The following is a 26,298-nucleotide window of genomic DNA, read 5'->3' as shown; positions in this document are numbered from 1 at the left end:
AAAAAAAGCCTGCGCCGAATGCTGGCGCTTCAAAATTATAATGCATTCGCCACAATCAGCCCTCCTGTGGAAATTCCATGGTGAACTTACTGCCTTTGCCCAGTGTACTTTCTACACGGATCTTGCCTTTGTGCGCTTCGATAATAGCTTTCACATAAGACAGCCCTAGGCCAAAACCCTTCACGTTGTGTACATTGCCGGTATGCGCGCGGTAAAACTTCTCAAAGATGCGCGACACCGTGTCACGGCTCATCCCAATGCCATTGTCTGCAATAGTGATCACCACCGTTTTGCGGGTATTGAACGTAGAAATTTTTATTTCTAACTGCTGGCGCGAATACTTTATAGCATTATCCAGCAGGTTAAAGATGACGTTGGAAAAATGTACTTCATCTGCTTTAATAACAGGTTGTGCAGCATCCAGTTGCAATTCCACCCGGGCGTCTTTGCTGGCCAGTTGCAATTGCAGGTTATCTACCGTGTGCTGTATTACCTGGTGTACATCGATAGCCTGTAGATTCAAAGTGATCTCATTCTTTTCTATCAGCGCAGATTGCAGGATACTTTCCACCTGCTTGTTCATGCGTTTATTCTCCTCCTTGATAATGCCGGAGAAGTAGCCAATCTTTTCCCGGTTACTCATCACCTTCTCGTTGCCGATGGCATCCACCGCCAGCGAGATCGTGGCCAGCGGGGTTTTTAGCTCATGGGTCATGTTATTGATAAAATCCGATTTGATCTCTGATATCTTCTTTTGATTGAGCATGGTTTGGATAGTAAGCCCAAACGCACCAATAATGATGAGGGTAAATGCAATACTGCCGATGATCATCCATCCCAGTGACTTCAGTAACAGCATCCTGTCGTAATGAATATCACTGAACACGATGAACAGGTTTTCCTGGGCCATCAGGAAGTTAGCATCTTCGGAATTGAGGGGTACCACCTGTAAGGCAAAACCATCCTTTACATTTCCTGTCAGCGAGTCCAACGCCTGGTGCCATACGGACGCAAAATTAAAGGTTTGCAAGGCGGTATAGGCCGATCCATCCGGATAGCGGCCTATTACTCCAAAATCAAAATTATCGGCATTGAGGTGTTGTTTAAGCAGGCCCCGGTAAATCATATCGTGCACCTCGGCAATCGTAAACTTGGAACTGAGTGGCCGGTAATTGGAGGCAAAGTGATAGCTGTCCATAGAAAGGCGGTTATTGCCCAGTACATTGTAGGTGGAAGTAAGGTTCAGTTCCATGAACTTGGCGTCGCGCAGCAGCATAGAATCCCGTAATTGATGGGACACATCCACATAACGTTGCTCTATTTTCTCCTTCTGTATAAGCGCCGCATTCTTTATCCAGTTTAATTGGATAAGGATGATGCCTAAAAGCGAGATCGACATCATTACCAGGATGACGGGAAATGTTTTTCTGAGTGGTGCCATTATAGTATTTTTTCCGGGCAGCAGGGGGGGTACAGGACAATAACCGTTAAAACAGCACTTGCCAAGATAAAATTTATCCCGAACCCATCCTTTTTAGCGTCTCAATTTAGCGTTTAAACAGCCGTTCCCCATTGTTTTCAGCCGATTGTAATGCAAAATTAATCATACATGCTGGCATTCAATACGAATGGTGTAATATAAGATCACTTTAACGTAAGTTTAACTTCACAAAATTGTTCTTTGTATTGCTTCTATGCTTAACTTTGTCCTTGTAATCTGGAACGGAATTTGTCTTAGATTACCCAACAAACGATCTTAAAGACTCTACATACATCGATATGGATCACATCCATAAGCGATTTAGATTTTGGTTGATAAAATGGTAAGGAGGTTTTCTAGCCTCCTTTTTTTATGCTTTAAAGTTTTGTTTACCTACTGCCGGCTTCAGCAGAATAATGTTTAAACAGTCGCCGCCGCTACCCACTGCAAGGCATTATCCAAAGCTTTTATCATTTATATCCCTGCTGCAAAAAATATCCAAAAAGTACATTGTAATCCTTACCTCAATTAGTTATATTTGATTGAAGGCGTAAAAAATGTTTGATATGAGTAGTAACCTGATGCCTGGCACCTTACTGATTGCGGATCCTTTCCTGAAAGACCCTAATTTTGCACGCACGGTGGTATTGTTATGTGAACACCAGGAAGAGCAGGGTAGTTTCGGTTTCGTTATCAACAAATTATTTGAACAAACACTAAGCGAGCTGATACCTGATATCAGCCTACCGAATATTCCTGTGTATTTTGGTGGCCCGGTTCAATTGGATACCATTCATTTTGTACATGAGTTACCACACCTCATTGAAGGGAGCATGCAATTGCGGCCAGGTATTCATTGGGGTGGTCGTTTCGACCAGGTGGTAACGCTTATCAACAGCGGGCAGATAGATCCAGGAAAGATTAAATTCTTCATCGGTTATTCCGGCTGGAACACTGGTCAGTTACAGCAAGAACTCAAAGAAAAATCCTGGATACTTTCTGAAGGCAATGCCCGCCTTATTTTTAAAGAGGCAGAACAGGATATCTGGAAAGTATCGCTGCGCAACATGGGCCAAGATTTCGCTATGATGGCCAATTTCCCGATAGATCCTTCCCTTAATTAACCCATTTTTTAGCTAAGACATAGATATTATTTTTAATATCTCATTAATTATTTATATATTGCTGAAATATCCGGCGCCTTTAGCTAATCTGTTGCGTTAACCCCAGGTGATTGTGTGGCACGATGAATCAGCAATTAATTAAATAATTGTTTTATAGATACCTATGAAAAACATACTGATATACCATACTAAGCACCAGTACACCTGCTTTACATATGTCCACCCGATTTTCATCCTGTAAGCAACATCTTGCTGCATTTGCAAGTTCGTGTTGGCTGTCTTTTTCGTGTATCCGTAACCGTGAGCAGGTAGCAATTCATTTAACTTTTTAGGAACAGTTGTTCATTCTCCTGCGCCAGCATAAGCGCTGCATATCCTTTATGTGCGGGGTGTTGGTTGGTAGGGGAAATGAATTACTAGTTGGTAATCCCGGCCAGTATTCCTGCTGGCATTAACAGGGTCATAGATTGGAATAGTTAGGACAAAAAAAAGGCCGGGTACTCTTACCCGGCCCATTTTATTTATGGCCATTTTGTAATGGCTGATCTGTATGTTTTATTCTGCTCCTTCAATCAGCACTGTAGCGGTGTTGTTGAGCATTTCTACGAAGCCGCCGGAGATGGTGAAAAATTCGGCATTGTTCTTATCGGTCAATACTTTCATCTTTCCTTTGCCCAGCGCCGCAATCAGGGGGGCATGCCGGTCTAGTATCTCGAAGGAACCATCTATTCCCGGCAATTGAATGCCATACACTTCACCCGTGTACAACTTCTTTTCCGGTGTTAATACTTCTAATTGCATGTGTTGAATTTAGAGAGATGATTACTGCACTGATTCCAGCAGTTTCTGGCCTTTCTCGATGGCAGCGTCAATATTGCCTACCAGGTTAAATGCCGCTTCCGGATACTGATCTACTTCACCGTCCATGATCATGTTAAAACCACGGATGGTTTCTTCGATGGGTACCAGTACCCCTTTTAGGCCGGTAAATTGTTCTGCTACGTGGAAGGGTTGTGATAAGAAACGTTGCACACGGCGGGCGCGGGTAACGGTCAGCTTATCTTCGTCACTTAGTTCGTCCATACCAAGAATGGCAATGATATCCTGTAGTTCTTTATAACGCTGAAGTATCTGTTTTACACGCTGTGCACAGTTGTAATGCGCTTCCCCTACGATGGCGGGGCTAAGAATACGGGAAGTAGAATCCAGCGGACTCACAGCAGGATAAATACCAAGGTCGGAGATCTTACGATCCAGTACCGTAGTGGCATCCAGGTGGGCGAAGGTGGTAGCGGGAGCAGGGTCGGTCAAGTCATCCGCCGGTACATACACCGCCTGTACGGAGGTGATGGAGCCGTTTTTGGTAGAGGTGATACGTTCCTGCATCAAACCCATTTCTGTAGCCAGGGTGGGTTGATAACCTACCGCCGATGGCATACGGCCTAGCAGCGCCGACACTTCGGAACCAGCCTGGGTGAAACGGAAGATATTATCTACGAAGAAAAGAATGTCTTTACCACCAGTAGCAGAACCATCGCCATCACGGAAGTATTCCGCGATCGTCAGACCAGACAACGCCACACGGGCGCGTGCTCCGGGAGGTTCGTTCATCTGACCGAAGATAAAGGTAGCCTGTGAGTTTTTCAGGGCTTCTTTGTCCACTGCATTCAGGTCCCAGCCACCTTCCTCCATAGCGTGAAGGAATTTATCGCCATATTTTACGATACCGGCTTCAATCATTTCCCGCATCAGGTCATTTCCTTCGCGGGTACGCTCGCCCACACCAGCAAATACAGACAACCCTTCGTAACCTTTAGCAATATTATTAATAAGCTCCTGGATCAATACCGTTTTACCTACTCCAGCACCACCAAACAAACCAATCTTTCCCCCTTTTGCATAGGGCTCAATCAGGTCAATTACCTTAATACCGGTAAATAAAACTTCTGTATCCGTAGCCAGGTCTTCAAATTTGGGCGGCTGACGGTGAATGGGATAACCATTGCTGGAGTCAATCTGGCCAAGCCCATCGATCGCCTCACCTACCACGTTGAAGAGGCGGCCCTTGATCTGATCGCCCACCGGCATCTTAATCGGGGAGCCTTTGTCTACTACCGCCATACCACGCACCAAACCATCGGTAGAGTCCATTGCCACGCAACGTACACTGTCTTCCCCCAGGTGCTGTTGTACTTCCAGTATTAGTTTCTGGCCGTTATCCCGGGTTAATTCCAGCGCGTTATAGATCTCTGGCAAATTTCCCTCAAAATGCACGTCCACAACGGGACCAATGATTTGTTTTATTTTACCTGCGTTAGGCATATTTGTTAGTGATTTATAAATTTAAGTAGCGTTCTAAAATTTGCCGCAAAAGTAAGGCAAATTCTCCACAATCAAAAGCTTAATACAAAGGAATATAGACCCTGTTTTGTACATATAATAATGACAAGGCCATAGGCATCCAGCCAGGCAGCATTATATATAAAAAATAAAAATTTATTATGAAGTCGCTCTTAACTCATTTTAATGTCTATTCCGCCAGGCAGTAAATGTCCATATCGATAGCGGCATTAATGCTTTGCAATACCTTCAGGGTTTGCCGGGTAAAATGGAAGTTAGGATTATTGCCATCATGATAATATTGGGTAATGGACAGGGTGGTTTCGGCGTTTACGGAAATAGCTTGCAGTTCGTCCAGCCGGGGCAGCACCACATCGCGCATAAAGGCGTCCAGCAGGTCGCCGATAAAATCGTTGGCATGTACATACCATTCATATTTCCAGAAAGTAAAGTCTTGCACCTGCTCCGGAGCGCCCTCCACGCCAGGTAAATGCTGCCCTGCCACACCAGTACCCGTAGGCTGCAAGTCCAGTTGCTGGGTAATCAGATTGGGATCATAATCGAAATCCATAAAGCTTAACATGATGCGATTTACATTTACGCCCTCTCCATTGGATTTTCCCAGCAATTTCTTCAAGTCGGCGCGGGATAATTGTTGTAGCTGCATACGATGTTTTATTGAATGGTCATTTCTGCACTAAATGTACAATATACAAATTAAATTATATACATATTCCTTTTCCACCTATTCTTTTTCAGGATAATATATTGATGGACCATGAGCGGATATGGGAGGTATTTGATGCTTATTGATTTTAGTCAATACTACTACCTCTTGGCAAAGCAGGGGAGGAACCTAAATCGTCTATAGCCGCTGTTAGTATAATCCATTGGCAGTTTAGCAAGCCCAACGCCATTAAAATCTGCTTAAAAAATAGGGGTGATATCATGGTGTGCAGCAGGTAAAATAACTTGTTACCTGCGTAAAAAGCGATGGGTTTTTAGACGCAAAAATTTGGTAAATGCAATACGGTATTGCATTTTATAGGTCTATACTTTTATCAACTACCTGCATTTTAGGATAATTGCCTTAAGTTAAAATTAAGATAAAATATCATGCTTTAAAACAACCTCCCGGAACCTGCACATTATTTGCATAAGTAGGGTAACGTTAAATGTTGTTAAAACGAGATTAGAAAAAGTAACTTTCCTTTGCAACCTTTGTCTAAATAACATCACAATATTACTGATAGCAGACCTTAAAAACTGTCGCCATGAAACAATTAGCCATGCTTCTCATTTCCTATATCCTGCTTAGCGCCTGCGGCACTACCTACCAGGCGGCTGCGGAGTCGCCGACCTACTACGATCAGCCCCAGCAGGCCAGTGTGTCCATCGATGGATTTTATGACCAGCTTAGCCCTTACGGCCGCTGGGTAAGCTATCCTCAGTACGGACAGGTATGGATTCCCAATGCCGGGGCCGACTTCCAGCCATATGCCTCCAATGGCCACTGGGTGTACACCGATTACGGCTGGACCTGGGCTTCCGATTATTCCTGGGGATGGGCCCCCTTCCACTATGGTCGTTGGCTGCTCGATAATGCTTATGGCTGGGTATGGGTACCTGGTACCGACTGGAGCCCTGCCTGGGTAGACTGGCGTACCGGTGGTGATTATTATGGATGGGCGCCTATGAGCCCCGGCATTACGGTGGGCATTACGGTAGGCCTACAGCCTAATTACTGGCATTTTGTTCCCCGCAGGTATATTGCTGCTTCCAATATTCATAATTATTATGTGGACCGCAGTCGCAATGTGACCATTATTAATAATACCACGGTGATTAACAATACAACCGTAGTAAACAATAATAATTACTATAATCGTGGCCCAAGGCCAGCGGATGTGCAGCGTTATACCCGTACACGGGTAACACCTGTACGTATTAATAACGTAGACCGTCCCGGCGCTACGAACTTAAGCAACAACCGCCTGAATGTTTATCGTCCCTCCGTGCGGAATACCTCACCATCAAACAACAATGGCGGATCCACAACTCGCAACCCGAATCCGGGTAATAATAATAACAATAATGTACCCAGCCGTGTTAATACAGACCGCCCGGCGCCAGTACCCAACAATAATAACAACAATATACCGAACCGTGGTAACGGAAACCAGAATACGCAACCGGCTAACAATTTTCCCAACCGTGGCACTGTAAACCAGAACACGCAACCGGCTAATAGTATTCCAAACCGTGGCAACGTAAACCAGACCACGCAGCCAACAAACAATACAGGGCGAACGAACAACATTACCAACCGCACACCGGTTACTACACAGCCGACCAATAATTCTTCCAACCGTACGCCAGTAAACAATTATCCCAATCGGGGGACTGGCAATAATAATGATCAACGGATCATGAATACTACCCGGCCTGCAAATAATCAACAGAATGCAGTACGCCAGGTAAATACGAGTACGCGTACGGCTACAAGGCCTACCGTGCAGCCGCAAAGGCAGTCGCAGCCCTCACGCGCTGCATCCCAACCACAGCGCCAGGTGCAGCAGCCACAAAGACAGGCCACTCCGCAGCCTGCCCGTCAACCCCAAACACAGTCTAACGGAAGCAGGACACGGGATTAACGAATGTTTCGAACATTTTACTCATAACAAGAAAGGAGGCCTCCACCGGAAGCCTCCTTTCTTGTTATAGATGCAAAATCATTAGTGTCCGATAACTTTATACACTTCCCGGTAGATACCTGCACTTACCGACTCGAAGGTAGTACCTTCGCTAAGCCCCCGGTGCAGCAACCGCATATGCAGCGGGGCATCACCTTCCCGGTAGGGTGGCTGCCGGTATTCCTGCGGAAAAAGATGGAAGCCGGCATTTTCATAAAAACGCAGGCGGCGCATGGAGGTTCCGTCATTGGGTGGATTGGCCTCCAGCACCAAAGCGCCCAGTTGCTCCTGAAGTTGGGCAATAACATGGCGGCCAATATGATTACCACGCAATTCCGGCAACACCGCAAAATGTTCAATAAAATGAAAGCCATGTAAAGGCCAGCAGAATAGAAAACCGGCAAAGGCTGTCCCGTATTCAATGATGATAAGGATTAGCTTTCCAGCCTTTAACAAAGTGAGTTCTTCTTCCCAATCGCGGCGTTCCTGTTTTGGAAAAGCGGCTTCATACAAGGGGCGTACCAAAGGGTTGATTTCTTGTGGGTACGCAATCTTAAGCGAGACATTAACTGGCATCTTCCAATGTAAAAATTTACCCTGGAAAATAAAAGGAAAATTAGCAATATCATTACACTACGGCTTTATTATCCGGCACTATTTTTTCTCCTAACATATCATGAAACAACCGGTTTACCTGCTTATCATTGCCATTCTTTCCGTTGTGCTGATACTTAGTTACTGCGGGCAGCAAAAACGCATACACACACTACTGCTAGAAAATGAGCGCCTGGCCCACGAAACCCGTGACCTGCGTAAAACCATGGAACTTTCCAGTAATACTGCCCAGCAGATAGCCGACCGCCGTGACGTACAGCAACGGGAAGCCGCCACTTTCGTAGACCAGCGCGAGTATTACCGGCGCAACTGGCAGCAGTTTATTGCTATCAGCAACAGCGATTACCATACTGGCTTGCTGGGTGGCATCAAAAACCTGAAGATCACCGCCCGCAACCAAACAGAATTTTCATTGGATAATGTGGTGGTAGCAGTACAATACCTGCGTAGCAATGGGGATGTATTTAAGACCGAAACCTACACTATTAATAATGTACCCGCAAAAGGTTCCCAATCCATTACCGCCTCCAACAGTCGCAAGGGCGTGAAAATAGCCGTAAAACTGGTAAGCATTACCAGCCAATCCCTCAACTTTTGCTGGGCGTACGACAAAATAGCGCCTGCTGGTAGCCCCGACCCCTGGAAGTGTGCGGGCAATTAAAGATCCGGGGGGAATTGCATGCATTCGGCTAAGGATAGCTATGAGCGGCATACGCTCTTTAGATAAAGGTTCCTGGAATACTGGCAAAGACTTTCACAGGGCCAGCAGGCATCGTAGTTGTAGGTTGCTAAGATCTCCCCTATACATTCCATGCTCAAATGCTCCGCGTAAAACCTATTTTTGCGTTATGGAACTGATCATCGTAGACACTTCGCAAAAAGCCCGGCTATTTCTCGACGTGCATGTGGCCATCAACAAAGGCAATCCGGCATGGATACAGCCACTGGATAAAGATATTGAAGAGATTTTCGACAAAAATAAAAACAAGGCCTTCCGCCACGGCGAAGCCATTCGCTGGGTGCTGCTGGATGACCATAAAAAACCCATTGGGCGTATCGCTGCATTTGTTAATAAAAAATACAAGAACAAAGGCGACGAACAGCCCACCGGTGGCGTAGGTTTCTTTGATAGCATCGATGACCAGGCAGTCGCCAACCTGCTATTCGACACGGCCAAACAATGGTTGCAGGAAAGAGGCATGGGCGCTATGGATGGGCCTATAAACTTTGGCGAGCGCGATAGGTGGTGGGGCTTGCTGGTAGAAGGTTTTCACGAACCACTCTATTGCATGAACTTTAATCCTCCCTACTACAAATCCTTGATGGAAAACTATGGCTTCCTACCCTTCTTTAACCAGGTGTGCCTGAGCATGGATTTACGGAAAAGACTGCACCAAAAATTCTTTAATCGCCATGCCCAGATAGCTGCCAACCCGGAATATACTGCCCGGCATTTTAAAAAAGGGGAATTGGAAAAATTTGCCGAAGACTTTACCATTATTTACAATAAAGCCTGGGCCGGCCACGGCGGAGGCAAAGACATGGCTAAAGCGCAGGCGGTAAAGATATTTGAGAGCATGAAACCGGTGATAGACGAAGAAACAGTGTGGTTTGTATATCACAATGGGCAGCCCATTGGCTGCTGGTTGAATCTCCCGGAACTAAACCAGTGGTTTAAATACCTGCACGGCAAATTTGGCCTGCTCCAGAAGCTCCAGTTCCTTTGGCTGAAAGCTTTTAAAAAGAACAACAAGCTTACTGGTGTTGTATTTGGCGTAATCCCTGAATACCAGGCCAAAGGGATAGACGCTTACCTGATCATTGAAGGTGCCAATAACGTACAGAGCGGGAAAACCTATTTAGACTTTGAAATGCAATGGATAGGTGATTTTAATCCGAAGATGATCAACATAGCGGCCCACCTCGGCGCAGTAAGATCCCGAACCTTAACGACCTACCGCTATCTATTTGACCGAAGCAAGCCCTTTAAACGACATCCTATACTGGCGGAGTAAGCCATATGTATGTAAAAAATACGCATCCGAATTGCTGACTGAATTTTCCGTTATTTTGTAGCTGATTGACTATGGAGCATTTTATCGTTTCGGCTCGTAAATACCGCCCGCAGAATTTCTCTACGGTGGTAGGCCAGGCACACATTACCACTACTTTAAAGAACGCCATTCGTAATAATCAATTGGCGCATGCATTCCTGTTCTGCGGCCCGCGCGGGGTGGGCAAAACTACCTGTGCCCGTATTCTGGCCAAAACCATCAACTGTGAAAACCTGCAGCCGGATGGTGAAGCCTGCAACGAATGCCACTCCTGCGTATCTTTTAACGATGGCGCATCATTTAATATTCATGAACTGGATGCCGCATCCAATAACTCGGTAGATGATATCCGTACCCTCGTAGAACAGGTGCGTTTTGCACCACAAGCGGGCAAATACAAGATTTATATCATCGATGAAGTGCACATGCTCAGTTCATCGGCCTTCAATGCGTTCCTTAAAACGCTGGAAGAGCCACCCTCCTACGCCATCTTCATCCTGGCTACTACGGAGAAGCATAAAATATTGCCCACCATCCTGAGCCGCTGCCAGATATTCGATTTCAAACGCATCACTATACAGGATACGGTAGATCACCTGGCCGAAATATGCCAGAAAGAACATATCGAGGCAGAGCCAGATGCCCTGCACCTGGTAGCCCAGAAAACGGATGGCTGCATGCGCGACTCGCTTAGCACCCTGGACAAGATTGTGAGTTTCACGGCGGGCCACCTTACCTACTCCAACACGCTGGAACACCTGAACATTCTGGACTACGACTACTTTTTCAAGGTTATGGAAGCGGTGCTTGCACAGGATGTGGCCCAGGCCATGCTCATCTTCGACGAGATCCTACAGAAGGGTTTCGAAGGCGATAATTTCCTGAATGGTTGGTCCGAATTTTTACGGAATCTGCTGCTTTGTAAAGAAGATAAAGTGCAACACCTGGTGGAAGTATCGGGCAACCTGCGGGAGCGCTACAAACAGCTCTCCGTCCGCGTAAGCCCTGCTTACCTGATCACGGCGCTGCACCTGCTCAATGAAACGGAGATCAACTACCGCCTGGCGCGCAACAAACGCCTGCATGTGGAAATGGCGCTGATAAAACTTTGCTTTTTACAGCAGGCCATCACCCTCAGCAGCGACGATAGCGGCGAGGTAGTAAAAAAAAAATTAGTGCCTGATGGCAGCATCCCGCAAAAACTTCGTGCACCCTTTGCCCGCGCAATATCACCCAAGGCCGGACAACCTGCCACCACGCAAAGTATAGCCCAGCAGGAAGCCCGCTTAACGATTGAAACGCCTAAAACACCCACTGCCCCGGCTCCTCCGGCGAATGTACCTGCCCATTCCAATGGCACACAGCCGGATGCAGGGTCCGCAAACATTCATACAACTACTACCCGGCCCATTACCGTGGCAGCGACCGAGCCGAATTACCCCGGCACAGCCGCCCAAAATACCGCTGGTAACCCAACGCCGGCCACCACACGCCCGGCCACCACTGCTCCTGCCGGCAATGCCAAACTCACCGGCCTGGCAGCCATGAAGCAAGCCATGGCCGCCCAGCAAAGTGCCACGATCACCGAGGAACGCATTCCCCTTACCTTGGGTGCCATTCACGTGTACTGGGATGAATTCATAGACCGCTTCCGGCAAGCCAATAAAATGACCGTGGTGAGTAACTTTCAACTCGCCGTTCTGGGGCTGCAACCGCCCCACGAGATTACAATGACCAGCAGCAATATTGTGCAGTTGCGTTTTATGGAAGAAGAAAAACTTGGCATCTCTGAATTTTTCAAATCCAAATTCAAAAATCCGTCCCTCATTGTCTCTTTTCATCTCGATGAATCGCAGGCGCCTGCCGACCTCGGCCCGGTGCCGCTTTCCAGCCGTGAACAACTGGCCAAGATGATAGAAAAATACCCGCTGGTAAAAGAGTTGAAAGACCGGATGAACCTGGAACTTGATATTTAACCGTTTAATAGTTAAATACTTATTTATATTAAGAAAAGGCAAAAGCAAAATCGTTTTTGCCTTTTCTGCTTACAGCTCCTGTCTGCTGCCTGTTTTTGGGCATACATTCTGCACCAGGCAAGCACCTGTTCCACCGCTAATTTCCTTTCACTTTTTGCGCAAAAACATGTAGGTTTGGGCAAAATTTCGACAAAGCACTATGGCAGAAGTTATCAGAATGCCCCTCTTGAGCGATACGATGAAAGAAGGGGTGATTGCAGATTGGCATAAAAAGGTGGGCGATACGGTAAAATCGGACGACGTAATAGCTGAAGTAGAAACAGATAAGGCGACCATGGAAGTCGTAGGCTATGTAGAAGGTACCTTGCTCTATATCGGCACCGAAAAAGGCAAAGCAGCCAAAGTAAATGATATCATAGCCATTGTAGGCAAACCCGGTGAAGATTTCAAACCTTTGCTGGAAGGTACTGGCACCCCAGCTCCTTCCGCAGCCCCCGCACCGGCAGCGGAAGCCACACCGGCTCCCGCCCCTGCTGCACCCGCACCGGCCAGCAATGCCGCCGCACAGGAAGCACTGAAAAACGCTACCGTGATCCGCATGCCGCTGCTCAGCGATACTATGAAAGAAGGTAAAATTGCCTCCTGGCTGAAGAAAGTAGGCGACACCGTGAAGAGCGACGACGTACTGGCAGAAGTAGAAACCGATAAAGCCACCATGGAAGTAGTCGGTTATGCAGAGGGTACCCTGCTCTACATCGGGGTAAAAGATGGCGAAGCTATTCCGGTAAATGCGATCATGGCCATAGTAGGCAAACCCGGCACAAATGTAGATGCCATTCTCAGCGCTGAAGGCGCACCCGCCGCCCCTGCAGCATCCGCAGCCAGCGCAGCAACGCCTGCGGCTACCGCCCCTGCCGCAGCCGCCAATACGGCCGCTCCTGCTCCCGTAGCTGTATCCACTACCAGCAATGGTAGGGTAAAAGCATCTCCCCTAGCTAAAAAACTAGCCGAAGAAAAAGGCATCGATATTTCCCAGGTACCCGGCTCCGGTGATGCTGGCCGTATCGTGAAACGTGATATAGACAGCTTTGTGCCGGCCACCAAAACAGCCGCTCCCGCCGCCGCTACTACCGGCAAACCCGCCGTAGCCGCAGCTCCTGCCGGACAGGAAAGTTTTACCGACATACCGGTTACTACTATGCGTAAGGTGATCGCCAAACGCCTCAGCGAAAGCAAGTTCCAGGCCCCACATTTCTACCTGAAAATAGATGTGAACATGGACAAAGCCATTGAAGCTCGCAAAGCCATCAATGAAGTATCGCCAGTGAAGATCTCCTTCAACGACATGGTGATCAAAGCTGCCGCCCTGGCCTTGCGCCAACATCCGGATGTAAACAGCAGTTGGATGGGCGACTTTATTCGCCAGAACCACCATATCAGCATCGGCTCTGCCGTGGCACTGCCGGAAGGACTGATTGTTCCGGTGATTAAATTTGTTGATTTTAAAACCCTGTCGCAGATCGCCGCCGATGCGAAAGAACTGTACGACAAGGCCAAGAATAAAAAACTACAGCCCAACGATTTTACCGGCAACACATTTACGGTGTCTAACCTGGGCATGCTGGGTATAGACGAATTTACGGCCATCATTAACCCGCCAGATTCTGCTATCCTAGCTGTAGGTAATATCAAAGAAACGGTAGTGTCTGAGAAAGGCCAGTTCAAAGCTGTTAACATTATGAAACTTACCCTCAGTTGTGACCACCGTTCCGTGGATGGCGCTGTGGGCGCACGTTTCCTGGCCACGCTGAAAGGTTTCCTGGAAAGCCCGGTGACCATGCTTGTATAGTCTTAAAAATCGTTTTAAAAACAATAACGGCGTTCTTTGCGGAACGCCGTTATTGTTTTTTACAGGGGGAAGAAAAAGACGAAAAAAAGGGATAACGACCCATTTTTCGATGAAACAGGTTATTGTTTTACGATTTTGACTGTCTGTTTTTCCAGCACGCCCTTTTCCAGGCTAATGATATATAAGCCGGAGGGCAGGTGGCCAACGTCAACGGATATACTGCTGGCATTGCCATACACCGTTTTTACTACACTACCATGTACGTCATACACACGGATGAGACCATTCAGGTATTCGACGGGCACCAATACGTTGATCTTGTCATTGGCGGGATTGGGGAAAACCGTCATAACAGCGGCGACAGTCTTAATATTACCAGCTATGTCCGTCTTTCCGGTCTTGACGGCGGGGTAGGTCTCAATACCACGGCAGAGAATAGTATTGTTTTCCACGGATGGCGAGATTCCGCAGGCTGGACGATCAATATAGGCTACAAATGTATGAAAAGAACAATCACTTGTATAATTGAATTTAAAATGAGGAGTGGTTGTGGTACCTAGTTCTACACCATCCATTGTCCAGGTATATTGTGTTGCACCTCGAACAAGCGGCAAAGTGATTGACACATGCTCCCCATTAGTACCAACCGACGGCACCGCCACCACCGTGTAGCCGCCTACATGAATTAATCTCGACAATGTGGAAGTATTGTCCGCACACCCTAGTGTCGGATCTATATTAGGCCTTACCGTCACGAAGGTCATGTAATTTGTCTGTGTTTTATCATCCTGTTCTACTGTTACAGTGGTATTATTGACCCCGTTGACGGTCACCGGCGGATGTTGACCGTTGATAAGAATATTGGAATTGTCTGCATTCCAGGTATAGGAGTTTGCAATGGAATACACGGGCGCAATGAAAGTGGCCACCGTATTATTACAAAAGCCCATGGTGGGTAAATCAGGAGTGTTGATTGATCCTCCATATGAAACGGATGGGCCCGAACGGTAAAGATTAAACCTTGACGAAGAGCTTATTGAAGAACATCCGTTACTTGCGGTGATTTGGATCTCTGGAGAAGAGCTTCCCTCTACAAACATAATAAAATTTCCAGCACTTGGATTGGACATTGGCCAGCCATAATTATTATTGAACGTATACATGGTCGCCCCCGGCACGTTACAACTAAACGAAACATTGCCCCGGTAATCGCAGGCAAGTGTTGGTGGATGTACCAGATACGCACTAGCATCTACTGGCAGGCCTTTAACGTTGAAATTAACCGTTTTTGTCTGATTAGGGTAAGCAGGATTTGCATCTTTAGGTTTGTAGGTTATAATTACAGTGCCCGTTGTAACATTATCCCAGGTGATATACATGTTTGCGCTTGTGCCATCTCCCGTTGTGGTAAGATTCGTAATCGTTCCCCAGGGAGCGGATTCGAAGGTAAGAAAAGTAACCGCCGGCCCAGTGTAAGTATAATAGGTAGGCACGCCCGGACAGGGTTGGGTGGTAGCTGACGTCAGCGCTTGAGCGATCATGCGATTACCGGTGGCCAAAAACATCAATACAAACAGAAGTGAATAAATAATTCTCATAGCGTTAACGTTAAGGGTATAATTGGATGATGATGATGAAGCTATCTAATTACCGGGTATGCCGTTTTTGGGTGACCTGTAATACGCTTACCGGAATACAAACAACTTGTAAATCAGTTTGGATAGTTTTGTGAAAGTATATCCCGCTAAAAGATACCCATGGGCACAAAATCAAAATGGATATCTACGCCTTACATAGTGAAATTACATAAATATTTAATGAATATATAGCGCCGGGATAACTTTCTTATAATATGCCTCCTCCATTGAAAAATAAACCCTTTTTCCTATGTAAGCTTCCCTTAACCCATCCATCTTTCACAATATTTTGAAAGTTCAAAAACTTATTCTACATTTGTCACATGAAGTTACCAGAAGCTAAAGCACAGTTCATACAGGCATGGGGCTCACTCGGCGCGCAATGGAGCATTAACCGTACCATGGCCCAGGTGCATGCCCTGCTGCTCATTACGCCGGGTCCGCTCAGCGCCGATGAGATCATGGCGGAGCTTAACATTTCCCGGGGTAACACTAATATGAATGTGCGGGAACTGATTAACTGGGGCCTGGTGGGAAAAGTACTCATACCAGGGGAACGCAAAGAATTTTTTGTAGCTGAAAAAGATATATGGAAAGTAGTGTCGCTGATTACCCGCGAACGCAAAAAACGTGAGCTGGACCCTATTTTGAAAGTACTGCATCAACTCGCCGAAGTAGAAGGCGATAACAAAGACAAAAATGTAAAAGCTTTCCGTGAATCCATCGAAGGCATTAACAAATTTGCCAAGAGCGCAGACACCGCCCTCACCGCCCTCATTAAATCAGAAGAAAACTGGTTTTATGGAACGCTGTTGAAAATGCTAAAATAAATTTTTTTGGTATAATATTTCAATATTTCTTGAAACTTCTGAACTTTCATTAGACTATTCAAATTTTTCCTGCCATGAAAAATAAAAAAATCATTATCGCCGGCGGCACTGGTTTCATCGGGCAAAGCCTGGTGCAGTATTTTGGCGCAGAAAACGACATCATCGTACTGGCCCGCCACCCCAAAGAAAATCACCACCGCACCCGTTATGTGTTGTGGGATGGCCAGCGTGCCGGCGCCTGGCAGCAACACCTGGAAGGTGCCGACCTGCTTATTAACCTCTCCGGTAAAAGTGTAAACTGCCGTTATACCCCCGAAAACAAACAAGCCATCTTCGACAGTCGCACCCAAAGCACCAAAGCCCTTAGCCAAGCCGTACAAAACCTGCAGCAACCGCCTAAGGTATGGATAAACGCGGCCTCCGCTACCATTTACCGTTACAGCCTGGATCGCCCCATGGACGAAACCACCGGCGAAATAGAGAACGATTTTTCTGTTCAGGTATGTAAGCAATGGGAACAATCTTTTAACGATCTAACGTTACCGCATACACGAAAAATAATTCTACGCATCGCTGTTACCCTTGGCGCAGCAGAGGGCGGTGTTATGGGGCCATACCTGGCCCTGGTAAAATACTACCTGGGGGGCCACCAGGGCAATGGAAAGCAGATGTATAGCTGGGTGCATATAGATGATGTATGCCGCATGATGGCCTGGGCCTTTGAAAATCCTGCGGCACAGGGCGTATACAATTGCAGCGCCCCCAACCCGGTACCCAACCGCACCTTTATGCAAACTTTGCGTGCCGCCACCGGCCACCACGTAGGCCTGCCAGCTCCCACCTGGATGTTGAAAATAGGCGCCTGGATGATTGGCACGGAAACTGAGTTATTGTTAAAGAGCCGCTGGGTAATACCTGCGCGGGCCAGGGCGGAAGGCTATACCTTTAAATGGCCCGAACTGAAACCCGCTATGGTAAACATTGTACAGGCACTGCCACGACGCAGCTACCATCTTTTTTAAACAGCAAAAGCTTCAGCTTATGGCAGATCATCAAGGCAAATTGACAGTAGTCCTTGGGGCATCCCCCCATCCCGACCGGTACAGCTACCTGGCGGTGAATCGCCTCACCCAACATGGGCATCCCGTGGTGGCCATTGGACTGCGCGCAGGCGTAATTGGCGATACACTTATCACGGCGGCCCATCCGGCACTGGACAACGTAGATACGGTAACGTTATACATGAATGCGGAAAAACAAAAACAGTACTACGATTACATCCTGTCCCTGCATCCCAAACGCATTATTTTTAATCCGGGAACAGAAAATCCTGAGCTGGTAAAACTGGCACAACAGGCAGGCATAGAACACCCTTACGCCTGTACGCTGGTGTTGCTGAGCACCGGTCAGTATTAATTTCACCGCATTTTATACACCTTACAAAGCTCCCGCGCCGTTACGCTGGAGTTTTTTATATTTCACCATTTCCCTCAAACCCATTACCAGCGCCTGCTTCCAGGCTAATCCACATTTAATTAACATTCTTCTTTATGAAATAGTTTAGAAGTTAAGCAGCCAGTTGTTTTTTCGTATATTAGATGAAATTGGACGCAACGACCCAGACGCTTTACGGCATTATCATCCGACTGGCAATATTGTTTTAGGGATTTGCTTATTCTCATCACTAAATAAGAACAATATGCAATGGAGAAGATTCAACGGTGATCCTATTCACCTGCCCATTAAAGATGAAGTGAGAGCTGCCATTATCCGCGAAACAGGGCAGAACTATCGCCTCAAAGTATGCATTGGTACAGATTCCCAGGTAAAAGGACTGGAAACTGAATTTGCCACCGTGATCGTGTTCCTGCGCGAAGGACATGGCGGTTTTATGTTCATCCACAACGAAAAAACCCGGGATGTGTATTCTATCAAAGAAAGAATGTTGGTGGAAGTAGCGCGCAGTATTGAGATCGCGTATGAACTGTGCGACCTGTTCACCGAGTATGACGTAGATATGGAAGTGCATGCCGACATCAACACGAATCCCCAGTTCAAAAGCAACCTGGCCCTACGGGAGGCCATGGGTTACATCCTCGGGATGGGCTTTGCCTTCAAGGCCAAGCCGGAAGCCTTTGCGAGCAGTAGCTGTGCAAACAAGATCGTAAACTGATCTAAGGAAAGGCTGTTTTTTTCTTAACCCTACCCTGCTGATGCGTGTCCCGCATCATATGCCTTTGTCGCCCCTACTCAAAACACGATTTGTTGACCATTTCAGCTGTATCTGCTACTGTATACGCTATTGGTTTTCTTCATCCCGCTTTTTATTAAGCAATGCCGCGGAACATGGCGTTCTGCTCATCGATGAAACCAAGGATGGCGTCTCGGCCCATTCTCTTGGCGGTGCTGGTTACAAAGTGCTGGGGTAGGAACTCCCAGTTTTCGCGGAGACGGTTTAAAAAGGCTTTTACATTTTTGCTCACCTCGGCCTGGGTACTTTTATCGGCCTTGGTGAAAACGAGGGTGAAGGGCACCTGCCACTCACCGAGCTGGTTTACAAATTCCAGGTCTAGCGCCTGTGGGCTGTGGCGGCTATCTACTAATATAAAAACATTGATCAGGTTCTCGCGCTTGCGTACGTAGTTTTCGATCATTTTTTCCCAGGTTTTGCGCTGAGACATACTGCGCTTGGCATAACCATAACCTGGGAGATCCACCAGGTACCAATCTTTATTAATGAGGAAATGGTTGATCAGCGTAGTTTTACCCGGCGTACCAGAGGTTTTGGCCAGCTTTTCATTGTTGGCGATCATATTGATCAGGGAAGACTTACCCACGTTGGAACGGCCTATGAAGGCGTACTCCGGCAGGTTAGGCTTGGGGCATTTATCATAAAATTCATTACTGATCAGATATTCTGATGTCTTGATGAGCATAATTACTTCACTTAAATTGTTACACAGCGGACCGGCTTTCTGATTTATCCTGCTTTTCCTGCAAGCAAGCAAACATTCTTTATGCTAACTTTGCCAGCTATGGCGGAAAAAGAAATTGCAACAAAGGTAGTGCCGTTCCAGGCGTCAAAATTAAGCAAGAAGGAGCAGATCGCAACGATGTTTGACGATATTGCTTTCCGGTACGACTTCCTGAACCGGTTTATGTCGCTCGGCATAGATATTTACTGGCGCAAGGTAGCCCTGCGTTACCTGAAGCCTTTGCGCCCCAAATACATACTGGACGTGGCCACCGGTACTGGCGACGTGGCCATAATGGCTAATAAAATGCTGCATCCCGACAAGATCCTGGGCATAGATATTTCTGAAGGCATGCTGGCTCATGGCCGACAGAAAATTGAAAAACTGGGTCTCACCAACAAAATAACCCTCCAAACCGGCGACAGTGAAACAATAAGCGCCCCCAATGCTACGTTTGATGCCATAACGGTAGCATTTGGCGTACGCAACTTTGAAAACCTGGAAAAGGGCCTGTCCGAAATGCAGCGCGTGCTTAAACCAGGGGGAAAACTGGTGATACTGGAATTCTCCAACCCCACAATTTTCCCTATTAAACAATTATACAATACTTACTTTCGTTATATTACGCCGTTGATCGGGAAACTCGTTTCCAAAAGTAAGGCGGCCTACAGCTACCTACCCTCATCGGTAAAGGCCTTCCCGCAAGGAGCCATTATGGTTAATATTTTAAAAAACACGGGGTTTCAGGACGTTACATGCAAAACGCTCACATTCGGCATTTGTTCGGTTTACAGCGCATCGCGCTAGTAGTAGGTTTGTTGCTGACGCTGTCTGTTAAGACATCGGCGCAACAAAATTTGAATATGCTGGAGCATGATGCCAAGCCCTATTACTTTGGTATTACCCTGGCCACCAATCAATCTTTTTACAAATTATCGCACTCCAAACGTTTTCTTGCCACCGACTCTATTAACGTGGCAGAGCCTTTGAAAACCTTTGGCTTTAACCTTGGGCTGCTGGCCAATGCCCGCCTGTCTGAACACTTTGATCTGCGCATTAATCCCCAACTGGTCTTTGCTTCCAAAAATTTATACTATAGCGAAACCTACGGCGAAACGCCCACTACCACCAAAAACATTGAGTCTATCCTGGTAAGCTTTCCGCTGCAGGTAAAATTTAAATCAGACCGCATTGGCAACCTGCGCGTATACACTATTGCAGGGCTTAAATACGACTTTGACCTGGCCTCTAATGCGCGAGCAAAACGTGCTGAGGAATTGGTAAAAGTGAAAAGCGGCGACTATGGCTTTGAGCTGGGTGCGGGTTTTGAGTTTTATTTCGAAAGCTTCATCTTCTCGCCAGAATTTAAGATCAGCAATGGATTGGGCAATGTACACGCCCCGGACAAAAATTTGCGTTATTCCAACGTGATCGATCAGTTGCATTCCCGCATGCTGGTATTTTCCATCCACCTGGAAGGATAAACATTATCTGATAAATATGCCCGGCTATTGAGGAGCGCTCGGCCACTCAATTACTTTTTTGGAAGGCGGGGTAAATTATGCCTGGCAGGAATTTGCCCATTCGTTTTTTCTAACGATGCACATTTCACCCTAACTTTGCCAAATGGAAAACTACCTCATCAAAAATATCACGGTGGTCAATGAAGGCCTGAGCACCGTACAGGACGTATGGATTAAAGATGGCCGCATTCACCGCATGGCGCCACAGCTTAGCGTTACAGCGGCCCATACCGAGATAGATGGAGAAGGTAAGCACCTGCTACCCGGCGTGATAGACGACCAGGTGCATTTCCGAGAGCCGGGGCTTACCCACAAGGCTACTATTTATTCCGAGGCCAGGGCAGCCGTGGCCGGCGGCACCACCAGCTTTATGGAAATGCCTAATACCAAACCGGAAGCTATTACCCAGGCGCTGCTGGAAGCCAAATACGAGATCGCCGCCAAAAATTCCCTGGCCAATTACTCCTTTTTTATGGGCGTGTCTAATGATAACGCCGAAGAGGTATTGCGCACCAATGATAAAAAAGACCGCGTCTGCGGTGTAAAAATATTCATGGGATCTTCTACCGGCAACATGCTCGTGGATAATTACCTCACGCTGGAAAAAATATTCAGCGGTGCTGAACTACTCATCGCCACCCATTGCGAGGATGAAAAAATAATCCGGTCTAACCTGGAAAAGTTCAAACAGGAAAAGGGCGAACACCTCACCGTTGCCGATCACCCGCTGATCCGCAATGAGGAGGCCTGTTTTGAATCGTCGCTGGTAGCAGTACAGTTTGCCAAAAAACATCATTCCCGCCTCCACATTTTACATATCTCCACGGAGAAAGAGCTGCAATTGTTCAGTAATATGCTGCCCCTGTCCGAAAAGCGCATTACTGCCGAAGTGTGCGTGCATCATCTTTACTTTACTGCCGATGATTATGCCCGTTATGGCAACAACATCAAATGCAACCCCGCCATCAAAGCCGAGCATAATAAACACGCCCTCTGGAAAGCCTTACTGGACGACCGTTTGGACGTAATTGCCACAGACCACGCGCCACATACCCGCGAAGAAAAAGCGCAGCCTTATTTGCAGGCTCCCAGTGGTATTCCCCTGGTGCAGCACAGCCTGTTGCTCATGCTCCAGAACGCACAGCAGGGAAATATTTCCATAGAAAAAGTGGTGGAAAAAATGAGTCATGCGCCGGCCATCCTTTTCCGCATCCGCGAACGTGGTTTCCTGCGCGAAGGTTATCACGCCGATTGTGTGATCGTGGATTTGCAGCAGGCCACTACTGTGAATGCCCCTAATATCCTTTATAAATGCGGCTGGAGCCCATTTGAAGAACACACCTTTCCTGCCTCCATAACCCATACTTTTGTAAGCGGTCACCTGGCATATGAAAACGGTGTATTCCATGAGCAGCAACAGGGACATCGCCTGCTATTTGATTTGTAAAATAACCGGTGCGTGGTAAAATTCCGGCTTTTTGCATCTTTATGATGACGCACGGCCAAAACGGCCGAATTGTTTTACATTGTTAAACGGGCCAGCGTGGCGGCACCTTTTGCCAGCCGCTATTACCTATCAACTTTTACAACGTATGCATCTGGATCAAACCACGTACTATGACCTGTCTATCTTTAATCGCGACGAAGAGTTTTCGCTCTTTCACCGGTTAGACTTCACGACCACTGCTGGCGGTAAAGAATATTTACGCAAGCTGTTCAGCAATCCCCTGACAGATACTGCGGCTATTGCACGCCGCCAGGAAGCCCTGCAATACATCTTGAACCAGGAAGATGCCTGGCCTCAAACCATTACCAACGGTACGCTGGTGGTGATCGATAATTACCTGAATGCTGAAATAGCGCCCATGAGCATTGGCAGCGGCATTAGCGCCATAGCCGGCGCTTATATATTCCGCACGTTTTATGCGCCCAACTATGGCTTCATTAAATTTTCCTTTGCGCAGCTCGTGAATATGCTCCAAGGGTTTAAGGAATTTATAGCCGTATTCCTGCGGGAAGAAACACCGGCCATTCTCAAAAACATACTCACCCGCGCCCAGCAATTGCTGAACCATCGCGACTTACAGGCCATTCTGGATGCATCGCAACAGGGTGAGATATCTATTGTAGCAATGTTGCAATTTGATAAACAGGTGCGTAAACATCAATCCGGCCCCCTGCGCGAACTGGCAGACCTTTACAAGCAACTGGATGCTTATTATTCTATGGCGCAGGCCATGCGGCATCTTAAATTGCAATTTCCCACCTTCGTCACATCACCGGCACCCTATGTTCATTTCGAGCAATTATATCACCTGATCATACCACATCCTGTAGCCTACGATATTGAACTAAGCCCCAAAAACCATTTTCTTTTTCTTACCGGCGCAAATATGGCGGGCAAAACCACCTTCATCAAAGCCATTGGTGTAGCGGTTTTCATGGCTCACCTGGGCATGGGCGTGCCGGCACAAAAGATGGAGCTTAGTTTCTTTGACGGTATCTTAAGTAACATCCAGGTGCAGGATAACATATTTAAAGGTGAAAGTTATTTTTATAACGAAGTACAGCGCATCAAAAAAACAGTGCTGCAAATCAGTAACAATAAACGCTGGTTAGTGTTGATAGACGAAATGTTTAAAGGCACCAATGTAGAAGACGCCAAAAACTGTTCCCTGGCCGTGATCCGTGGCCTGCTGGAAAACAAAAGCTCGCTGTATATTTTATCTACCCACCTCTACGAAATTGCCGAAGACCTTCAAAACGATGCTCGCCTGCTGTTCAAATATTTTGCCAGTGATGTGATAGAAGATAATTTGCAATTCACATACGAACTGCGCGACGGTATAGCCAAAGAGAAATTGGGCTACCTCATCCTGAAACGGGAAAAGGTGCTGGACCTGTTGGCTAAGCTGGGTACCTACACGGATGAATAGGTGGCAAAAAACAGCACGCTTTTTATATTTTTATTGGCAGCCCATCGTTAACAAAGCCGCATGCTTTACCAATCTTTTTTACAGCATTTACTTATAAATGCTAATGTAAACCCAATGCTCCACGGGCTGTACCTTGTTCTTATAAAACTACAAATGTTTTTACGGTCGATTGCTATAGCTGAGGTGTGCCCTTCCTCATCCAGGTACCTCAATTCCTTCAATTTACGGTTATCATTTCTGCAAACACCAAGGTATCCGGGATATAGCATCTTCGAGAAACCCAGAGCATTACCCCCCCGCCAGCAAACCGGACCTCTTCCAATTTTAGTTTTTGAAAATACTGGTTTTTAATGTTGGGTGTCTTGATTATGATCGATAAGACCACCAATAGCAAATACTGGAAGTTTACCAACTTTTTTTCCTACATTCACTATCACTGTTGATGTAAACCCAACTCCAATTTTGTTAACCGCCATGGTGATCAAAACCTACGGCAGCGCCATTCAGGGCGTAGAAGCCATTACCATTACAATTGAGGTGTCCATTATTAAATTTGTGAAATTCCTGCTGGTAGGCCTGCCCGACGATGCAGTAAAGGAAAGCCAGTTTCGCATTTACTCCGCCATTAATCACCTGGGCCATCGTTTCCCACGGCAAGGCATTGTGGTAAACCTTGCCCCGGCCAACATCCGCAAGGCAGGTTCTGCTTATGACCTGCCCATTGCCATCGGGATACTGGCAGCCTCCGGCCAGCTACCGTGCGACTATTTGCAGGATTATATTATCATGGGTGAACTTTCTTTGGATGGCACTTTGCGTCCCATCAAAGGAGCATTGGCCATGGCTATACAGGCGCAGCGGGAAGGTTACAAAGGCGTGATCCTACCCTTGCAAAATGCCCGCGAAGCCGCTATGATTGCTGGCCTGGCCGTATATGGTGCGGGCAGTATGCAGGAAGTGGTGCGTTTCTTTTCCGATCCGCAGGCCATTCCCCGTGTACAGGTAGATCCTGTTGAAACCTTCACTCCGCAAGCCGATTTCCCCTTGGATTTTTCTGATGTAAAGGGGCAGCGCAGTATCAAACGGGCGTTAGAAATAGCCGCTGCCGGCGGCCACAATGCATTGCTGATAGGGCCTCCTGGTGCTGGTAAAACCATGCTGGCCCGTCGTATACCTACCATTTTACCACCCCTTAGTTTGCAGGAAGCGCTGGAAACTACGAAAATCCATTCGGTGGCCGGAAAGCTACCGGAACATATGGCCCTCATTACCCACCGTCCTTTCCGGTCGCCCCATCATACCATCAGTGATACGGCCCTGGTGGGCGGTGGTAGTAACCCGCAGCCGGGCGAAATTTCCCTGGCACATAATGGCGTATTGTTCCTGGATGAATTGCCGGAATTTAAACGGTCGGCATTGGAAGTGATGCGGCAGCCCATTGAGGAAAGACGGGTATCTGTTTCACGGGCAAAGATTTCTGTAAATTTTCCTGCCGGTTTTATGCTGATCGCTTCCATGAACCCATGCCCCTGCGGGTATTTTAACCATCCCGAAAAAGCCTGTACCTGCCCGCCGGGCGGGGTACGGAAGTACCTCCATAAAATTTCCGGGCCACTGCTGGACAGGATAGACCTGCATGTGGAAGTAACGCCTGTACCTTTCACTGCCCTGCTTACGCCAGCCGAAACAGAGAGCAGCGCCACCATCCGCGCACGGGTTATGCAGGCCCGCTCATTGCAGCAGGCCCGATTCACCGACGATGCTGCTATTTATTGCAATGCCCAAATGACCAGTCGCCTCATGGCGCGCCACTGCACACTGGACACAACCTGTAGCACCCTGCTGCGCAATGCCATGGAGAAATTGAAACTATCTGCCAGGGCATACGATCGCATTCTAAAAGTGAGTCGCACGATTGCAGACCTGGACAATAGCCAGGAGATACAAACCGGGCATATTGCCGAAGCCATTCAATACCGGACGCTGGACCGGGAACGCTGGGGCAGTTAATGAACAGGCAGTGCGGAAACGCATCACATTTATTATGGCAAGGCTATTATACCAGAAACATTCCAAGCGAAAACACATCCTTACCTGCAACCACAAAAGAAATTGGCCCAGGTGAATGTGGTAGCACCATGCCTCCGTTGCTAAACAATCGTAGCGCGGTAAACGCAGGAATTTAACAGCAGCATCATAATAAAATATCCGTCCAGGTATGCTACAGTCCCGGTTCGGTTATAATTAATTATTTTTGCGGCTGTTA

Annotated in this window: 22 protein-coding genes; 15 read left to right on the top strand and 7 right to left on the bottom strand. The window is 47.2% G+C overall.

Annotated features, from left to right (window positions below):
- Positions 1-55: 55 nt before the first annotated feature.
- Complete coding sequence (locus GA0116948_RS06085; RefSeq protein ID WP_089710123.1) at positions 56-1,441, bottom strand: sensor histidine kinase; 1,386 nt, start codon at positions 1,439-1,441, stop codon at positions 56-58.
- A gap of 605 nt (positions 1,442-2,046) precedes the next feature.
- Here GA0116948_RS06085 and GA0116948_RS06080 point away from each other — a divergent pair.
- Positions 2,047-2,604, top strand: a complete 558-nt coding sequence (locus GA0116948_RS06080) for a YqgE/AlgH family protein (RefSeq protein ID WP_089710517.1) — start codon at positions 2,047-2,049, stop codon at positions 2,602-2,604.
- Between the two features lie 555 nt (positions 2,605-3,159).
- Here GA0116948_RS06080 and atpC read toward each other — a convergent pair.
- The 3 genes from atpC to GA0116948_RS06065 all read right to left on the bottom strand — a co-directional run bounded on the left by atpC (position 3,160) and on the right by GA0116948_RS06065 (position 5,611).
- Entirely contained in the window at positions 3,160-3,405 is a 246-nt protein-coding gene (gene atpC / locus GA0116948_RS06075; RefSeq protein ID WP_089710121.1) for an ATP synthase F1 subunit epsilon, read from the bottom strand.
- Between the two features lie 21 nt (positions 3,406-3,426).
- Complete coding sequence (gene atpD, locus GA0116948_RS06070) at positions 3,427-4,926, bottom strand: F0F1 ATP synthase subunit beta (protein WP_089710119.1); 1,500 nt, start codon at positions 4,924-4,926, stop codon at positions 3,427-3,429.
- A gap of 208 nt (positions 4,927-5,134) precedes the next feature.
- Positions 5,135-5,611, bottom strand: a complete 477-nt coding sequence (locus GA0116948_RS06065; protein WP_089710116.1) for a DUF4279 domain-containing protein — start codon at positions 5,609-5,611, stop codon at positions 5,135-5,137.
- 607 nt (positions 5,612-6,218) lie between these two features.
- Here GA0116948_RS06065 and GA0116948_RS06060 point away from each other — a divergent pair.
- Positions 6,219-7,598: a DUF6600 domain-containing protein gene (locus tag GA0116948_RS06060; RefSeq protein WP_089710113.1), complete on the top strand. Its 1,380-nt coding sequence runs from the start codon at positions 6,219-6,221 to the stop codon at positions 7,596-7,598.
- A gap of 81 nt (positions 7,599-7,679) precedes the next feature.
- Here GA0116948_RS06060 and GA0116948_RS06055 read toward each other — a convergent pair whose 3' ends face one another.
- Positions 7,680-8,213: a GNAT family N-acetyltransferase gene (locus tag GA0116948_RS06055; protein ID WP_089710112.1), complete on the bottom strand. Its 534-nt coding sequence runs from the start codon at positions 8,211-8,213 to the stop codon at positions 7,680-7,682.
- A 100-nt stretch (positions 8,214-8,313) separates the two neighbouring features.
- On the opposite strand from GA0116948_RS06055, the gene GA0116948_RS06050 reads away from it, so the two are divergent.
- From GA0116948_RS06050 to GA0116948_RS06035, 4 genes are all read left to right on the top strand, one after another.
- Positions 8,314-8,913: a hypothetical protein gene (locus GA0116948_RS06050; RefSeq protein WP_089710110.1), complete on the top strand. Its 600-nt coding sequence runs from the start codon at positions 8,314-8,316 to the stop codon at positions 8,911-8,913.
- A gap of 187 nt (positions 8,914-9,100) precedes the next feature.
- Complete coding sequence (locus GA0116948_RS06045) at positions 9,101-10,267, top strand: hypothetical protein (RefSeq protein WP_089710108.1); 1,167 nt, start codon at positions 9,101-9,103, stop codon at positions 10,265-10,267.
- Between the two features lie 71 nt (positions 10,268-10,338).
- The gene (locus GA0116948_RS06040) at positions 10,339-12,282 is read left to right on the top strand and encodes a DNA polymerase III subunit gamma/tau (RefSeq protein WP_089710106.1); all 1,944 of its coding nucleotides are present in this window, start codon (positions 10,339-10,341) and stop codon (positions 12,280-12,282) included.
- A gap of 199 nt (positions 12,283-12,481) precedes the next feature.
- Positions 12,482-14,131: a pyruvate dehydrogenase complex dihydrolipoamide acetyltransferase gene (locus GA0116948_RS06035; RefSeq protein WP_089710105.1), complete on the top strand. Its 1,650-nt coding sequence runs from the start codon at positions 12,482-12,484 to the stop codon at positions 14,129-14,131.
- Positions 14,132-14,250: 119 nt separating this feature from the next.
- On the opposite strand, the gene GA0116948_RS06030 is transcribed toward GA0116948_RS06035, so the two are convergent.
- Entirely contained in the window at positions 14,251-15,729 is a 1,479-nt protein-coding gene (locus tag GA0116948_RS06030; RefSeq protein WP_089710103.1) for a T9SS type A sorting domain-containing protein, read from the bottom strand.
- 362 nt (positions 15,730-16,091) lie between these two features.
- Here GA0116948_RS06030 and GA0116948_RS06025 point away from each other — a divergent pair, with 362 nt between their 5' ends.
- The 4 genes from GA0116948_RS06025 (at position 16,092) to GA0116948_RS06010 (ending at position 18,771) form a co-directional block, all read left to right on the top strand.
- Complete coding sequence (locus GA0116948_RS06025; RefSeq protein ID WP_089710101.1) at positions 16,092-16,598, top strand: GbsR/MarR family transcriptional regulator; 507 nt, start codon at positions 16,092-16,094, stop codon at positions 16,596-16,598.
- Between the two features lie 74 nt (positions 16,599-16,672).
- Positions 16,673-17,620, top strand: coding sequence for a TIGR01777 family oxidoreductase (locus GA0116948_RS06020; protein ID WP_089710099.1), 948 nt, complete (start codon positions 16,673-16,675; stop codon positions 17,618-17,620).
- A gap of 19 nt (positions 17,621-17,639) precedes the next feature.
- The gene (locus tag GA0116948_RS06015; protein WP_089710097.1) at positions 17,640-18,014 is read left to right on the top strand and encodes a CoA-binding protein; all 375 of its coding nucleotides are present in this window, start codon (positions 17,640-17,642) and stop codon (positions 18,012-18,014) included.
- Positions 18,015-18,297: 283 nt separating this feature from the next.
- The gene (locus tag GA0116948_RS06010) at positions 18,298-18,771 is read left to right on the top strand and encodes a ribonuclease H-like YkuK family protein (protein WP_089710095.1); all 474 of its coding nucleotides are present in this window, start codon (positions 18,298-18,300) and stop codon (positions 18,769-18,771) included.
- A gap of 154 nt (positions 18,772-18,925) precedes the next feature.
- Here the strand turns inward: GA0116948_RS06010 and yihA are convergent, their stop codons facing one another.
- A complete protein-coding gene (yihA, locus tag GA0116948_RS06005) occupies positions 18,926-19,534 on the bottom strand; it encodes a ribosome biogenesis GTP-binding protein YihA/YsxC (RefSeq protein WP_089710093.1) in 609 nt (202 codons plus the stop codon).
- A 99-nt stretch (positions 19,535-19,633) separates the two neighbouring features.
- Between yihA and ubiE the strand changes: the two genes are divergently transcribed.
- The 5 genes from ubiE (at position 19,634) to GA0116948_RS05980 (ending at position 26,042) form a co-directional block, all read left to right on the top strand.
- Positions 19,634-20,380 (top strand): bifunctional demethylmenaquinone methyltransferase/2-methoxy-6-polyprenyl-1,4-benzoquinol methylase UbiE, encoded by a 747-nt coding sequence (ubiE, locus tag GA0116948_RS06000; protein WP_089710091.1) that lies wholly within the window; start codon positions 19,634-19,636, stop codon positions 20,378-20,380.
- Positions 20,353-21,057, top strand: a complete 705-nt coding sequence (porT, locus tag GA0116948_RS05995; RefSeq protein ID WP_240619132.1) for a type IX secretion/gliding motility protein PorT/SprT — start codon at positions 20,353-20,355, stop codon at positions 21,055-21,057. Before ubiE ends, porT begins: the two co-directional genes overlap by 28 nt.
- 142 nt (positions 21,058-21,199) lie before the next feature.
- The gene (locus GA0116948_RS05990; protein ID WP_089710087.1) at positions 21,200-22,543 is read left to right on the top strand and encodes a dihydroorotase; all 1,344 of its coding nucleotides are present in this window, start codon (positions 21,200-21,202) and stop codon (positions 22,541-22,543) included.
- A gap of 145 nt (positions 22,544-22,688) precedes the next feature.
- Positions 22,689-24,032: a MutS-related protein gene (locus GA0116948_RS05985; protein ID WP_089710085.1), complete on the top strand. Its 1,344-nt coding sequence runs from the start codon at positions 22,689-22,691 to the stop codon at positions 24,030-24,032.
- Positions 24,033-24,494: 462 nt separating this feature from the next.
- Positions 24,495-26,042 carry a YifB family Mg chelatase-like AAA ATPase gene (locus GA0116948_RS05980; protein WP_240619133.1) on the top strand — a complete coding sequence of 516 codons (1,548 nt, stop codon included), beginning with the start codon at positions 24,495-24,497 and terminating at the stop codon, positions 26,040-26,042.
- Positions 26,043-26,298 lie beyond the last annotated feature (256 nt).

Source organism: Chitinophaga costaii (genome assembly GCF_900094705.1).
GTDB classification, from domain to species: Bacteria; Bacteroidota; Bacteroidia; order Chitinophagales; family Chitinophagaceae; genus Chitinophaga; species Chitinophaga costaii.
Note: the sequence above shows the minus strand (reverse complement) of the source record. Positions and strands in the feature narration are given on the sequence as shown.

Excerpts from the sequence above, each read along its gene's own strand:
- GA0116948_RS06085 (WP_089710123.1), bottom strand. The coding sequence starts at position 1,441 with ATGGCACCACTCAGAAAAACATTTCCCGTCATCCTGGTAATGATGTCG.
- GA0116948_RS06080 (WP_089710517.1), top strand. The coding sequence starts at position 2,047 with ATGAGTAGTAACCTGATGCCTGGCACCTTACTGATTGCGGATCCTTTC.
- atpC (WP_089710121.1), bottom strand. The coding sequence starts at position 3,405 with ATGCAATTAGAAGTATTAACACCGGAAAAGAAGTTGTACACGGGTGAA.
- atpD (WP_089710119.1), bottom strand. The coding sequence starts at position 4,926 with ATGCCTAACGCAGGTAAAATAAAACAAATCATTGGTCCCGTTGTGGAC.
- GA0116948_RS06065 (WP_089710116.1), bottom strand. The coding sequence starts at position 5,611 with ATGCAGCTACAACAATTATCCCGCGCCGACTTGAAGAAATTGCTGGGA.
- GA0116948_RS06060 (WP_089710113.1), top strand. The coding sequence starts at position 6,219 with ATGAAACAATTAGCCATGCTTCTCATTTCCTATATCCTGCTTAGCGCC.
- GA0116948_RS06055 (WP_089710112.1), bottom strand. The coding sequence starts at position 8,213 with ATGCCAGTTAATGTCTCGCTTAAGATTGCGTACCCACAAGAAATCAAC.
- GA0116948_RS06050 (WP_089710110.1), top strand. The coding sequence starts at position 8,314 with ATGAAACAACCGGTTTACCTGCTTATCATTGCCATTCTTTCCGTTGTG.
- GA0116948_RS06045 (WP_089710108.1), top strand. The coding sequence starts at position 9,101 with ATGGAACTGATCATCGTAGACACTTCGCAAAAAGCCCGGCTATTTCTC.
- GA0116948_RS06040 (WP_089710106.1), top strand. The coding sequence starts at position 10,339 with ATGGAGCATTTTATCGTTTCGGCTCGTAAATACCGCCCGCAGAATTTC.
- GA0116948_RS06035 (WP_089710105.1), top strand. The coding sequence starts at position 12,482 with ATGGCAGAAGTTATCAGAATGCCCCTCTTGAGCGATACGATGAAAGAA.
- GA0116948_RS06030 (WP_089710103.1), bottom strand. The coding sequence starts at position 15,729 with ATGAGAATTATTTATTCACTTCTGTTTGTATTGATGTTTTTGGCCACC.
- GA0116948_RS06025 (WP_089710101.1), top strand. The coding sequence starts at position 16,092 with ATGAAGTTACCAGAAGCTAAAGCACAGTTCATACAGGCATGGGGCTCA.
- GA0116948_RS06020 (WP_089710099.1), top strand. The coding sequence starts at position 16,673 with ATGAAAAATAAAAAAATCATTATCGCCGGCGGCACTGGTTTCATCGGG.
- GA0116948_RS06015 (WP_089710097.1), top strand. The coding sequence starts at position 17,640 with ATGGCAGATCATCAAGGCAAATTGACAGTAGTCCTTGGGGCATCCCCC.
- GA0116948_RS06010 (WP_089710095.1), top strand. The coding sequence starts at position 18,298 with ATGCAATGGAGAAGATTCAACGGTGATCCTATTCACCTGCCCATTAAA.
- yihA (WP_089710093.1), bottom strand. The coding sequence starts at position 19,534 with ATGCTCATCAAGACATCAGAATATCTGATCAGTAATGAATTTTATGAT.
- ubiE (WP_089710091.1), top strand. The coding sequence starts at position 19,634 with ATGGCGGAAAAAGAAATTGCAACAAAGGTAGTGCCGTTCCAGGCGTCA.
- GA0116948_RS05990 (WP_089710087.1), top strand. The coding sequence starts at position 21,200 with ATGGAAAACTACCTCATCAAAAATATCACGGTGGTCAATGAAGGCCTG.
- GA0116948_RS05985 (WP_089710085.1), top strand. The coding sequence starts at position 22,689 with ATGCATCTGGATCAAACCACGTACTATGACCTGTCTATCTTTAATCGC.